Raw genomic sequence first — 13,257 nt, 5'->3', positions numbered from 1 at the left:
TGGCTTAAGCCGGGGGATGCTCTGTGCCGCCCAAGTTCGACTTTGCCCATACTACCCAGCTCGATAACGTCGAGCTGCTGACGTCCCGCCCCAGTCGCATCGATTTCGACGCGGGCGATGGGTTGCACCTGGTAGTCGAGGCGCATGCGCCTGGTGTTTTTCGCCTGCGCTGCGGCGAGGCGAACCACCTTACCGATGACAAGCCCGGCGCGCGCGCGCGCGCCGTGGCGGAGATGCTGCTTGCGCGCCAGGAGGCCGTGGGCGAAGCAACTATTGTTCCGCGCGACGACGGAGACGGCTGGCGAATCGCCCAAGGCGATGTCGTCCTGGAACTCCGATCCAACCCCGTGCGCGTGGCGCTCTACCGCAACGAGGACCGGGTGTTCGAGTCCGAAGTGTCGGCGCATGCGCCGGCATTCGGGCACAACGCCCTGGACCAGGCCGAAGACGCCGTCTGGACGGCGGGCTTCACGCTGCAGTCCGACGAACGCGTGTTCGGCCTGGGCGAGACCCCGGGCGACCTGAACCGCCGCGAGGAATCCGTGGTGTCCGACGATCCGGAGCACCGCGCGCTGCCGCTGGCCTGGAGCCCGCGCGGCTGGGGTGTCTACGTAAACACGATGCGCCGCGTGGAACATTCGGTGGGCGTTGCGCCCACGGATTCCGCCTACGTGCTGACCGTGGATGACGCGGTCCTCGATCTGTTCCTGTTCGTCGGCGAGCCCGGTGAAATCCTCAACCAGTACACCGCGCTGACCGGCCGGGCCGGCCAGCCGTCCCTGTGGGCGATGGGCGTGTGGCTGCAACAGGCTTCGGGCGAGATGCCCACCGAGACGGCCGCCCTGGTGGCTCGCATGCGCGAAAACCAGATTCCGGTCGACGCCGTGACGCTGGCCCAGCCGGCGGCCTGGGGTTTCCAGGCGGACAAGACGGTTTTCGAATGGGATACCCAGCGCTTCCCGGGCGCCAAGCAGATGCTGGCGCTCTTTCACAAGCACAACGTGCATGTCGCCGCGTCCGGTTTCCCCGGCGTGTTGAAGACCAGCCCGCTTTTCGAGGAACTGGAAGACCGCGGCTGGCTGCTGACCAAGGATGACGGTTCGGCCCAGGTGTTCGACGGCAACACCGCCACTTCGGGGCAACCCTATGGCCTGCTGGACCTGACCTACCGCGATATCTACAACCTGTGGGTGGAACGTCATCGCCAACTGGTGGAAGACGGCCTGGACGCGCCCGCGTGCGACGCCCAGATCGCCATCCCCGACGGCGTAACGGCCCGCAACGGCGAAACCGGCCCCGCGCTGCGCAGCATGTATCCGCTGCTGGTGCGCCGCGCGCTGTTCGACGCGGTCGCCGGCCTCAAGGTCCCGCCGGAAGGCGTGGTGCCCAGTTCCGATCTGTTCCCCGCCGCGCAGCGCCTGCCGTGGCAGGTGGGGCCGCAGGTCGAGAACAGCTGGGAAGGCCTGCGCCATACGCTGCGCACCGCCTTGTCGATCGGCGCCAGCGGCCTGCCGGTGCAAGTGCACGGCATCGGCTCGGCCTCGCGCGACCGCGCCGGCATGACGCCTGAACTCTACCTGCGCTGGCTGACCGCCGGCGTGTTTTCGTCGAACTTCTCCTTCCAGGGCGTGGAAGGCCTGATGCCCTGGGACTTCGGCGAAGACACCCTGGCGCAGGCCAAAACGTGGCTGCAATGGCGCTATCGCCTGGTGCCTTATGTGCTGGGCGCCATCGAGGATTCGGCGCGTACCGGCCTGCCGGTGCAGCGTTCGATGGCCCTGTCGTTCCCGAACGATCCCCACGCGCACGATTGGGACCTGCAATATCTGCTGGGCCCGGCGCTGCTGGTGGCCCCCGTGACCGAACCCGGCAAGCAGGTGCGTGTGTACCTGCCCAAGGGTGACGCCTGGTGGGACCTGAATACGGGGCACCGCTACGAAGGCGGCACCACCTGGACGATCGAATGCGAGCTCGGCCAGTTCCCGGTGTTCGGCCGAGAAGGGCATATGCTCTGTCTTGGACCGGCCGCGCAGCATACGGGCGAGTTCAACTCGGCCCGCATCCTGGACGAAGTCTGGATGTTCGGCATGCCGGTGCACAACCCGGTCGTCATGCGCAACAAGATCCGCGTGATGCAGATGCAGGGTTCCAGCTACATCAAGGGGCTGGAAGGCCTGCGTATTTCTCCGTCCGAGGGGCTGGAGGTCAAGCGCCGCGGCGCCGAGGTCCGGATCTCGCGCGCCCGTTAACGTAGCGGGTTACCCCCAGCGAGGTCTCCGCCTCGCGGCGCGCGGCCAGGAGAAACAGATGGGCAGTCAGGAGGGCTTTCCTTCCCGGCTGCCCATTTCCGCGTTAGGGCTGGCGCCTTCCGGCGAGGCCGGCAGGCGGAGGCGCGGGCTCTTATATTACTTAAAGTTATTAAAAATGAAAAAAACGGTCGTTCTCTTTAGAAGAGAGAAGATACAAAATCGCTTGCCATGATTCACATCGAGAACCTATCCAAGACCTATGCTACGCCGCATGGACAATTCCAGGCGCTGCGAGGCATCAACCTGCACATCGAGCAGGGCGAGGTCTTCGGCATCATCGGCCCCAGCGGGGCCGGCAAAAGCACGCTGGTCCAGTGCATCAACCTGCTGGAACGCCCCAATGAAGGCACGATCGCCATCGGCGGCCAGCCCCTGACGGGCCTGAACGAAGCGCAATTGCGGGCCCAGCGCCGCCGCATCGGCATGGTATTCCAGGGGTTCAACCTGTTGTCGCGCCGCACGGTGTACGGCAACGTGGCGCTGCCGCTGGAAATCGCAGGCGTCGACAAGGCCGAGATTCCGGCCCGCGTGGAGCGCCTGCTGGCGCTGGTGGGCCTGGAGCACCTGCGCGACCGCTATCCCAGCCAGATCAGCGGCGGCCAGAAGCAGCGCGTCGGCATCGCGCGCGCCCTGGCCAACAACCCTGACGTGCTGCTCAGCGACGAAGCCACGTCCGCCCTGGACCCGGAAACCACGCACAACATCCTGGCCCTGTTGCGCGACATCAACCGCAAGACCGGCGTGACCGTGGTCATGATCACGCACCAGATGGAAGTGGTGCGCGAGGTCTGCGACCGCGTTGCCGTGCTGTCGCAGGGCGAAGTCGTGGAAATGGGCAGCACGCGCGAAGTGTTCGCGCAGCCCCGCCACGAAGTGACCCGCGCCATGGTGTCGGCCGCTACCGCGTCCGACCTGACCGACGCTACGCTGGCCGCGGTCAAGCAGCGTATCGGCAAGCTGGCGGCGGACAGGCCGGGGCAGGCGCTGCGCCTGCTGCGCCTGTCGCTCACCGGCAACGACGCGTCGGGTTCGTTCCTGTCCGACCTGTACAAGCAGTTTTCCCTGGACGTGGACCTGATCCAGGCCCGCGTCGAAGACATCCAGGGCGTGGCCGTGGGCACGATGTTCGTGCTGGCCCAAGGCGCGCCCGCCGCCGTCAAAGAGGCGATTGCCGCTCTGACGGCCCGTGACATCACCGTTGAAGAAATCGCTCATGAGCCCGCAACTGATCGACCTGCTTATTACGTCGCTGCTTGACACCCTGCTGATGGTGGGCGTGGCCAGCGCCATTGCGGTGGTGGTCGGCATTCCGCTGGGCGTGGTCCTGACCGTGACCGCCCGCGGCAACATGCTCGAGAATCAGTCCGTCAATCACGTGCTGGGCGCGGTCATCAACGCCACGCGCTCGGTGCCGTTCGTCATCCTGATGGTCGCGATCATTCCATTCACGCGCTTCGTGGCGCAAACGTCGATCGGCACCACCGCCGCCATCGTGCCCTTGTCGGTCGCCGCCATTCCGTTCATGGCCCGTATCGCCGAGAACGCCATGCGCGAAGTCGACCCGGGGCTGATCACCGCCGCGCGCGCCATGGGCGCATCGCCCATGCAGATCATCCTGAAGGTGCTGCTGCCCGAGTCCTTGCCCGGGCTGGTGGCCGCCACCGTCGTGACGGTCGTCAGCCTGATCGGCTATTCGGCGATGGCCGGCGCCATCGGCGGCGGCGGCCTGGGCGACCTGGCCATCCGCTACGGCTACCAGCGTTTCCAGTCCGACGTGATGGCCGCGGTCGTCATCGTGCTGATCGTCCTGGTTCAGGTCATTCAGAGCCTGGGTGACCGCTACGTGCGCCGCATTTCGCATCGTTGACCGGGCGCGAGCCCCTGCTTTCTTCCCCCACTTCCGACATTCGGGATATCCGCAACATGAGCATCAAGGTTTTGAAGTCGCTGGCCGCGTTCGCCCTGGGCGCCGCCGTATTCGCCCAACCCGCGCTGGCGCAGGACAAGCCGCTGAAGATCGGCGTCACCGCCGGCCCGCACGCCCAGATTTTCGACGTGGTGAAGCAGGAGGCCGCCAAGCAGGGCCTGAAGATCGAGGTCATCGAATTCTCCGACTACGTGCAGCCCAACGTGGCGCTGGCCTCGGGCGACCTCGACGCCAACAGCTACCAGCACCAGCCCTACCTGGACAACGCCAACGCCGACCGTGGCTACAAGCTGGTCAGCATCGCCAAGACCGTGATCTTCCCCATCGGCATCTACAGCAAGAAGATCAAGTCCTTGTCCGAATTGAAGGAAGGCGCCCGCTTCGCGCTGCCGAACGACCCGACCAATGGCGGCCGCGCCCTGTTGCTGCTGCAGGCCAGTGGCCTGATCAAGTTGCGCCCCGGCATCGGCCTGAAGGCGACCCCGATCGACGTGGTCGAGAACCCCAAGAAGCTGCGCTTCATCGAACTGGACGCCGCCCAGCTGCCGCGCTCGCTGGACGACACCGACGCGTCGGCCGTGAACACCAACTTCGCGCTCGAAGCTGGCCTGAACCCCGCCACGGACGCCATTGCCCAGGAATCGCCTGACTCGCCGTACGCCAACGTGTTGGTCGTGCGTGAAAAGGACAAGGATCGTCCCGAGTTCGCCAAGCTGGTTAGCATCTACCACAGCCCGGCCGTGAAGCAATTCATCGAGACCAAGTACAAGGGCGCCGTGGTGGCCGCCTGGTAAAGCCGGGATCGCGCCATCTCCATCCCCGGAAACGGCCGCCATTGGCGGCCGTTTTCATTGGAAGCCAGGGCTGGGGAAGGCATTCGGCCGTCTTTTTTTGACAAACGCCTCCAAGTGCGCCATAATTTCTGGCTTCGGTCGGGCTGATAGCTCAGTCGGTAGAGCAGCGGACTTTTAATCCGTTGGTCGCGAGTTCGAGTCTCGCTCAGCCCACCACCCCCCCGCCTTTTAACGAAAGCGGGAAGAGAATCAAGCATTTGCGAGCGATCGCGGTGCTTTTTTTTCGCCCCTTCAATCCTCGCTTGCGACTTCCCGCAGTACGGCGGCAAGCCGCTCGGCGGGCCGAGACAGCGACCGCCCCGCCCGCCGCAGGATGCCGATGTACCGGTACAGCGGCGGATCATCGATCGAAATGCGCCGCAGGCGGCTGGTGTCTCCACCGCGCGCAACCAACTCCGAGAGAATGGCTACCCCGAGCCCTTGCGCCGCCATCGCCATGATCGTTGAGTTGTAGACGGCCTCATACGCCGCGGGCAGCGAGATCTTGTTCTTGTCGGCCGCCGCTTCAATGTGCATGCGGATGCTGCTTTCCCTCACGGGAAGGATAAGAGGCGGGCCGGCCAGATCTCTGAGCGCCACTGTGTCGCGCGTCGTCCAGGGGTAATCCGGAGCGACAAAAGCGCAAAAGCGGTCAGTCATCAATTTTTCCCAGACCAGTTCCTGATCGCGCTTGACCGGGCTTCCCACCCCGAAGTCGACCTCTCCATTCCGGATCATGTAGGTAAGGCGCGAGGCAACCGTGTCCCGTATGCGGACGGTGATGCGTGGGTAATCACGGTTCAGCCGGTGTATCGCGCGGGGCAGCAGGCCCGCCGCCAGCGAAGGCAAGGCGGCGACGGTCACCGTGCCTCGGTCCGGGTCGCTCGCCTCCCGGGCGTGGGTGACCAGGTCTTCAATTTCAGCAACCACACGCTCAATTCTTGGAAACAGTTCCAGGCCTTGCGGCGTCAGGTTTACGGACCGGCGATTGCGATCGAACAGCGGCGTGCGCAAATGCGCTTCGAGCTGCTGGATTTGTATGGTGAGCGCCGATTGCGAGATGTTCAGCTCGTACGCGGCCCGGGTGAAGTTTCCGAGGCGAGCGATCGCGAGAAACGCGCGGAGTTGCTTGAGATCCCCCAGCATTGCCGAAGCTCCATTCGATGCCGCGATAGATGAACTATTGATATTTTTGAAAACTCTATTCGTTTATTTGAATTTTACCAATCACAGGCGCCTCTGTACATTGATACCCAGCACTTAACCAAGCCTTTAATCGGGAATAAATAATGAGCGGCGTCAATAAGGTGGTTGTGGTGGGCGGCGGAACAATGGGATGCGCGGTGGCCGCCATGTTCAACGTGGCGCAGTGGAGCGTCCACGTGGTTGAATCGGATGCGTCGGCGCGGCTCGCGCTCCCTGGAAAAGTGGATGCGGCTGCCCGGGCGCTCGGTGCTGACGGCAGCGCCGCCCCGCCGGCCATTTATGGCGCGCTGGCGGAGGTCGATTGGGCTGATGTCGATATTGTCATCGAATGCGTATTCGAGAATCTCGAACTCAAACAGGCGGTGTTTGCCGAACTGGAAGCCCTGTGCGCGGCGCCAACGCCGTTGACCAGTAATTCATCGAGTTTTCCAATCAGCCAGATCGGGAAAAACCTGGCGACACAAAACCGCATGCTCGGGCTGCATTTCTTTATGCCAGCCCATCTGGTGCCGGCCGTCGAAGTGGTTTGCAGCGCGGTATCGGACGCATCGACGGCCGAGCAGGTCAGCGCAATCATGCGGGCAGTCGGAAAAAAACCGATCCGGGTCAAGCGCGATATTCCGGGATTTCTTGCCAACCGGATTCAGCACGCCCTGATGCGCGAGGCAATCGCGCTGGTCGAAGATGATTTCGCGTCGCCGGAAGACGTGGATGCGGCCGTCCGGTATGGATTCGGGTTCCGGTACATCGCGGCCGGCCCCTTGCTGCAGAAGGATCTGGCCGGGATCGATATCCATTGCGCCGCGGCGGCGACGATGTATCCCTACCTGCGTACCGACCAGGAACCCAGCGCCTATATGCGCGAACTGGTGGCAAACGGAAATATCGGCGTGAAATCCCCATCGTTGCGCGGGTTTTACCAATGGACTCCCGAACAAGTGGCAGCCGAACAGAAGCGATACGAGACGGCGCTGCTCAAGGCCGCGCGCATTCTTTCGGATGAAGAGGCAAATAACTGAAATTGGCTATACAAAGGCAAACGCGGCAACCATAAAAAAACACCAATAAGACAAGTCTGCAACGCAGATTCCTATCAAGCAAAAAGGGGTGGGTTGATGAAGCGAGACAAAAAAAGCGGGGAGGTCGTATGAGCGAAGGCCCTGCCTCCCACAGGAAGTTCCAGGCCGTGCAGCGAACCATGGATTCCGTCAACAACGTTGCGGAAAAATGCGCCGGGCTGCTGCTGCTCGGCATGATTGTCACCATTTCGGTTTCGGTTTTCGCCCGGCTTCTTTATACCTACACCGGTATTCCATTTTCCGCGCCATGGGCGGAAGAAATCGCGCGCTACATGATGGTCGGGAGCGTCTTCATCGGCGGCGCGGTGGCTGCCTATCATCTGCGCCTGATCGGCGTCGACGTATTCATCAGCTTGGTCCCGGAGCGTCTTGCCCGCTGGCTGCGGCTGTTGTCCCATGTCCTGACCTTGGCGCTTGCGCTGTTGCTGGTCTGGAAATCCATCCGATTGATCGAGCTCGGGCTGAAGCAGTGGTCGCCCGCGATGGAAATGCCGATGGCCTATGTCTATTCGTTGATGGCTGCCGGCTGCCTGCTCATGTGCGCGAACACGCTTACGAATGCAGTCAAGGAACTGCTGAACGTGGAGTCGCCGCAGCGGGAATCGGCGGAAATGGAAGAGGCGATGGAAATAAAGAATAGTGTCGAGGGGGCATTATGATCCTGGTTCTTGGCTTGTCGTTTTTCCTGATCATGCTGATAGGCGCGCCGATCATGACGGCGCTGGGCCTGTCTGCGGCCATGGCGCTGCAGTCGGGCGACCGGTCGCTGCTGATCGTGGTGCAGATGGCTTTCCAGTCGCTGGACTCATTCAGCCTGATGGCCGTGCCGTTTTTCATCCTTGCGGGCCATCTCATGCAGTCGGGAGGCGTCGCGCGCAGGCTGGTCCAGTTGGCCAACGCGTTTGTCGGCTGGATCAGGGGGGGCCTGGGCGCCGTCGCGGTATTGACGTCCCTGCTGTTCGCCACGGTGTCGGGATCTTCCTCCGCGACCACCGCCGCCATCGGATCCGTGCTGATCCCCGAAATGGAGAAGAAGGGATATCCACGATCGTTCGCGGCGTCGATCGCGGCGTCTTCCGGTGAGCTGGGAGCCATTATTCCGCCTTCGATTCCGATGATCGTCTATGCGCTGACGGCCAACGTGTCGGTCGGGGCGCTGTTCATCGCGGGGATTCTCCCGGGGCTCCTGATCGCCGTATCGCTGATCCTGACGGTCTGCGTGATTGCCAGCATCAAGGGCTTTGATGAAGTTCGCGCGCTGAGCCTGAAGGATTGGACCAAAGGCGTGCTGGTGGCCTTGCGCGACGCGACGCTGGCCCTGATGATGCCCGTCATCATCCTGGGCGGTATATATGGCGGCCTGTTCACGCCCACCGAAGCTTCTTGTATTGCGGTCCTTTACGGCCTGGCGCTGGGGATGTTCGTATACAAGGAAATCACGCTCAAGAACCTGCTCGGCATTTTCGGACGTGCCGCCGTGATGTCCGCGATCATCTTGCTGATCGTTGCCTTTGCCGCCGTGTTTGCATATCTGTTGACGATCAACCAGGTGCCGCAACGCGTGGCCGCCACGCTCGGATCGGTGACCACCAGCCCCTTTGCCTTCCTGCTGCTGGTGAACGGCATGTTGTTCGTTGTTGGCATGTTCATCGAAGCGCTGGCCGCGATCCTGATCATCGTGCCGATCCTTGCTCCGATCAGTATGAGTTTCGGAATCGATCCCATCCATTTCGGCATGATCGTCATTACCAATCTGGCTGTTGGCATGGTCACTCCGCCGGTAGGGGTCAACCTGTTTGTGGTGTGTGAGGTTGCCCAGTTGAAGATGCACCAATTGGCCCGCTACCTGGTCATCTTTCTGGCGGTGCTGATCGTGGACATCCTGATCATCTCTTACGTTCCCGCCCTCAGCAGGGCGTTTCTGTAGATAGCGGCGCCGGGTGGAAACTCGGCGCAAACCGAAAAAACATAAATCCAGAAATAATCCAGGAGACAAAAAATGAAGGCTTTCAAGAAAATAATCGGCATCGGGGCCTTGAGCGCGCTGATGTTCTCTGCGCCGTCCCATGCATTGAATATGGACGTGGGGCATACGCTCACCACGGACAGCCCGTTCCATGTCGGAACGCAAAAGTTCGCCGATATCCTGAAGGAGAAATCGAACGGAAAGATCACTGTCACGGTATTCCCGCATTCGCAATTGGGCGGGGAGCTCACCATGATCCAGGGTGCCGTGGCCGGCGCTACCGATCTGTTCGTTACCGGCCAGCCGGCGTTGAACAACGTGGTGAAGGAATTCCTGGTTTTCGATACGCCTTTCCTGTTCGACAGCGTTCAGCAGGCCAACGAAATTCTCGCCGGCCCTGTCGGCGACAAGTTCATGAATATTCTTCCCAAATATGGCCTGGTGGGTCTGGGCTGGTTCTCGGCCATCGAGCGCAATGTTTTCGGGAATCGGGCCATCAATTCTGCCGATGACCTGAAGGGCATGAAAATCCGCGTCATCCAGTCGCCGGGATATGTTGAAAGCTACAAGACCCTGGGCGCGCAGGCTACCCCGATGGCGTATTCCGAGCTGTACCTGGCGCTGCAGCAGAAGGTTATCGATGGCGGCGAGACCACGCCCGACCAATTCGTGTCCGACAAATTCATCGAAGTGTCCAAGTACTTCAACATGACGCATGTCAATATTCACCCAGCGCTGTTGGTCATGTCCAAGACCCGCTGGGATTCCCTTTCCGACGATGAGCGGAAAATCGTCAAGGAAGCGGCCGATGAAGCGATGGCCTACGCCCGCGACTATTACAAGAAGGTCTATGACGAAGGGATGGTAACCATGAAGGAGAAGGGCGTTGCGATTGTCTACCCGAGCGATCTCGATTCCCTGGTGCAGGCGACAAGGCCGGTCGTAAAGAAACTGATCGGCGAAGCGCCCAATGGCCAGGCGCTCTATGACGCCGTGATTGCCGCCAAGGCCAGCGCCAAGAAATAACCCATTGCCCCGCCTCGGGAAAGACACAGGAAGACCAATGACTTGCTTCACAAAGCCTGAAGACCTGCGGGTGCTGATCACGGGAGCGGCAGGGAACATAGGCAAATGCCTGCGCGATCAGTTGCGCGGCCGCTACGCCTTGCTGCGCCTGGCCGATATCGCCGAGCAGGAGCCCGCGCAAGCGGGCGAGGAAATCTGCGCGATCGACGTGCGGGACATGAGCTCCGTAGAGCGCTGCATGGAAGGCATCGATTGCGTTGTCCACCTTGCCGGGATTCCTGGCGTGGACACCTGGGAGAAAATCCTTCCAATGAATATCGATGGCTGCTACAACGTGTTCGAAGCCGCCCGTCGCCAAAACGTGCCCCGCGTCATTTTCGCCAGTTCGAACCATGCGGTGGGCTATCACAGAAGGGAAAAATTCCTGGACAACACCGTGCAGCCCAGGCCCGATTCGCTTTATGGGGTTTCGAAGGTGTTTGGCGAGGCCTTGGGGCGGATGTATGCCGACAAGTACGGCATGTCGGTCGCGTGCCTGAGGATCGGCACGTTCCGCACCCCGGACCATCCTAGCGAGGCCCGGCAACTGCTGACCTGGATCAGCCACAAGGACATGGCAGAACTGGCGCGTTGCTGCATCGAGCACGAGTCGTACCATTTTGCCGTGGCCTATGGCGTGTCGAACAATCTTCGCAATCGCTGGGACAACTCCAATGTGAAGTTCCTGGGCTACCAGCCGCAAGACGACTCCGAGGTTTTCGCGGCGGAGATCCTGGCCAGGAACATACCCGAGGATCCGATAGCCGCCCAGTTCCACGGCGGCTTCTATTGCCCCCTGGAGTTTGTCGGCACAACCGACAGGATCTCCTGAGGCCTCCGTTTCGAGATCGTTGCCGTCCACGAATAACCAGTTGCCACGGGAAAACCATGTACGCCGTTCCGCCAGCCATCGAAGCCCAAGTCTTTGCTCGTCTGCCCGACGCATTCAGAAAGCCGGAAGGCACGTCCGAGTGGCATCGCTATCAGCCCGGCAATCAACCGCCGCATTCCCTGCTGGAGGGGCCGTCCTTCGATGCCCAGGGCCGCCTGTATTGCGTGGACGTGCCCTGGGGCCGGGTATTTCGGGTCGACGGTCAAGGCCGGTTTGAACTGATTGCCGATTACGATGGCGAGCCCAATGGCCTCAAAATCCATCGGGACGGCCGCATTTTCATTGCGGACTATGCCCGCGGCATCGTTCAGCTCGAACCGGAAACCGGCGAGGTAAGGCCTGTCCTTGAACGGGTCCACCTTGAGCGGCTAAAGGCCGTGAACGACTTGGTATTCGCGTCCAACGGCGATCTGTATTTCACCGACCAGGGCCTGACCGGCTGGCATGATCAGACGGGCCGCGTCTTCAGGCGCCGGGCGGATGGCAGTGTCGATTGCCTGCTGGACAACATACCCAGCCCAAACGGTCTGGTACTGGATCCGAGCGAGTCCGTTCTGTACGTGGCGGTAACCCGGGCAAACGCCATCTGGCGCGTTCCGCTGACGCGCGACGGCCATGTGACCAAGGTCGGCACCTTCATCCAGATGTCCGGCGGAGGCGGGCCAGATGGCCTTGCCATCGACGAGCAAGGCAACCTGGCGGTAGCGCATGTCGGCCTGGGCGCGGTCTGGCTATTCAGCAATCGCGGCGAACCTATGCTGCGCATCAATTCCCCGCTGGGAGCCTTGACCACCAATATTGCGTTCGGGGGGGCGGACCGCAAGACGCTTTACATCACCGAGTCCGAGTCGGGGTCGATCCTGACAGCGCCGATGCCTGTACCGGGGCGCGTCATGTATTCGGGCGTCTGACCCGGCAACTCGCCGGGCGCATGCAGCTGGAACATCCGCACCAGGTGGTCGATAAAAGTGCGGACCTTGGCGGGCACATGCCTGGTGTTCGGGTACAGGGCCGCCATGGTGTATGGGCGCTGCTGCATTTCCAGGGGGATGGCGATGAGGCGCCCGTCGCCAATCGCTTCCGCGACGAGAAACGCCGGCAGGGACGCGATGCCCAGCCCCGCGATGGCCATGTCGCGGATGGCTTCTCCATTGTTGGCCAGGATCCGGGACCGCATCGCCACGGTGACCGGTTCCCCCTGCGGCCCTTCGAATTGCCAAAAGCGCCTGGCGTGCACCAAGGCGTAATCGATCGCATCGTGTTCCGCCAGGCCGGCCACGTTGCCCGGCATCCCGCGGCGTTGCGCGTAGTCGGGGCTGCAGCAGATCAGGCGCTTGCATTCTCCAAGCGTGCGCGTCTTCAGCGAGGAATCCTCCAAGTGCCCGATCCGAACGGCGACGTCGTACCCGCCGTGGGCGAGCGAGACCGGGCGGTCGTCGTAGTCGACCGCGATTTCGAGATCGGGGTGCAGGCGGCCGAAGTCGGCGATGACCGGGCCCAGGTAGCGGATGCCGAACGACATGGGCGTGGAGATGCGGAGGCGGCCGCGCAGCGAGCCGCCACTACTCGGCACCATGTCTTCCACGGCTTCGTGCAGTTCGCCCAGCAGAGGCGCGATGCGATCGTAGAGGGCCTCGCCGGCCTCGGTAAGTTCCAGCCGGCCGGGGAGCCGTTGGAAAAGCTGGAGCCCCAGGGCCAGTTCGAAGTCGCGAACCCGCTTGCTGATCACGGATTTCGTCAGTTTGAGGTGCTTGGCCGCACCCGTCACGCCTGCGCACCGGACCACTTGTACGAAGGTTTCCATGTCGTCGTATCGCCATTGCATGGTGCTTCCTTCGGCTGACCGGCGTTCGTGCGAACAAGGCCGTTAGTTTACTGCCGCGGGCGCGGACGAGCGCGTCCGCGCAAGGCCTGCTTTCTCGTTCGGTGCTGACGAATCTGGTGTTCGGCGCAAGGAAACCCGGCTTGCTCCCCGCCGTG

12 protein-coding genes and 1 tRNA gene are annotated in these 13,257 nt (G+C 62.2%); 11 read left to right on the top strand and 2 right to left on the bottom strand.

What is annotated here, in order from left to right:
- Positions 1–23: 23 nt before the first annotated feature.
- The 5 genes from AGI3411_RS07320 (at position 24) to AGI3411_RS07300 (ending at position 5,246) form a co-directional block, all read left to right on the top strand.
- A complete protein-coding gene (locus AGI3411_RS07320; protein WP_129526721.1) occupies positions 24–2,249 on the top strand; it encodes a glycoside hydrolase family 31 protein in 2,226 nt (741 codons plus the stop codon).
- A 228-nt stretch (positions 2,250–2,477) separates the two neighbouring features.
- Positions 2,478–3,566 (top strand): methionine ABC transporter ATP-binding protein, encoded by a 1,089-nt coding sequence (locus AGI3411_RS07315; protein ID WP_129526720.1) that lies wholly within the window; start codon positions 2,478–2,480, stop codon positions 3,564–3,566.
- Entirely contained in the window at positions 3,523–4,176 is a 654-nt protein-coding gene (locus AGI3411_RS07310) for a methionine ABC transporter permease (RefSeq protein WP_043542537.1), read from the top strand. The genes AGI3411_RS07315 and AGI3411_RS07310 overlap by 44 nt, the downstream gene beginning before the upstream one ends.
- Before the next feature lie 56 nt (positions 4,177–4,232).
- Complete coding sequence (locus AGI3411_RS07305) at positions 4,233–5,030, top strand: MetQ/NlpA family ABC transporter substrate-binding protein (RefSeq protein ID WP_129526719.1); 798 nt, start codon at positions 4,233–4,235, stop codon at positions 5,028–5,030.
- Positions 5,031–5,170: 140 nt separating this feature from the next.
- Positions 5,171–5,246 (top strand) — tRNA-Lys (locus AGI3411_RS07300).
- Positions 5,247–5,321: 75 nt separating this feature from the next.
- Here the strand turns inward: AGI3411_RS07300 and AGI3411_RS07295 are convergent.
- Positions 5,322–6,215, bottom strand: coding sequence for a LysR family transcriptional regulator (locus AGI3411_RS07295; protein ID WP_043542535.1), 894 nt, complete (start codon positions 6,213–6,215; stop codon positions 5,322–5,324).
- A 143-nt stretch (positions 6,216–6,358) separates the two neighbouring features.
- Between AGI3411_RS07295 and AGI3411_RS07290 the strand changes: the two genes are divergently transcribed.
- From AGI3411_RS07290 to AGI3411_RS07265, 6 genes are all read left to right on the top strand, one after another.
- On the top strand, positions 6,359–7,294 hold the full coding sequence (locus AGI3411_RS07290; RefSeq protein ID WP_129526718.1) for a 3-hydroxyacyl-CoA dehydrogenase family protein: 936 nt from the start codon (positions 6,359–6,361) through the stop codon (positions 7,292–7,294).
- 179 nt (positions 7,295–7,473) lie between these two features.
- Positions 7,474–8,013, top strand: a complete 540-nt coding sequence (locus AGI3411_RS07285) for a TRAP transporter small permease (protein WP_244240275.1) — start codon at positions 7,474–7,476, stop codon at positions 8,011–8,013.
- Entirely contained in the window at positions 8,010–9,281 is a 1,272-nt protein-coding gene (locus tag AGI3411_RS07280; protein WP_129526716.1) for a TRAP transporter large permease, read from the top strand. The genes AGI3411_RS07285 and AGI3411_RS07280 overlap by 4 nt, the downstream gene beginning before the upstream one ends.
- 72 nt (positions 9,282–9,353) lie before the next feature.
- Entirely contained in the window at positions 9,354–10,346 is a 993-nt protein-coding gene (locus tag AGI3411_RS07275; RefSeq protein ID WP_129526715.1) for a TRAP transporter substrate-binding protein, read from the top strand.
- A gap of 37 nt (positions 10,347–10,383) precedes the next feature.
- Positions 10,384–11,217: an NAD-dependent epimerase/dehydratase family protein gene (locus AGI3411_RS07270; RefSeq protein ID WP_043542530.1), complete on the top strand. Its 834-nt coding sequence runs from the start codon at positions 10,384–10,386 to the stop codon at positions 11,215–11,217.
- Positions 11,218–11,273: 56 nt separating this feature from the next.
- Positions 11,274–12,188: an SMP-30/gluconolactonase/LRE family protein gene (locus tag AGI3411_RS07265; protein ID WP_129526714.1), complete on the top strand. Its 915-nt coding sequence runs from the start codon at positions 11,274–11,276 to the stop codon at positions 12,186–12,188.
- Here the strand turns inward: AGI3411_RS07265 and AGI3411_RS07260 are convergent.
- Positions 12,107–13,102: a LysR family transcriptional regulator gene (locus AGI3411_RS07260; protein WP_244240273.1), complete on the bottom strand. Its 996-nt coding sequence runs from the start codon at positions 13,100–13,102 to the stop codon at positions 12,107–12,109. The two genes, AGI3411_RS07265 and AGI3411_RS07260, sit on opposite strands and share 82 nt — an antisense overlap.
- Positions 13,103–13,257: the final 155 nt, after the last annotated feature.

This window comes from Achromobacter agilis (genome assembly GCF_900496965.1).
GTDB lineage: Bacteria > Pseudomonadota > Gammaproteobacteria > Burkholderiales > Burkholderiaceae_B > Achromobacter > Achromobacter agilis.
The sequence above is the reverse complement of the archived record's forward strand: the minus strand, read 5'-3'. Positions and strand labels throughout refer to the sequence as shown.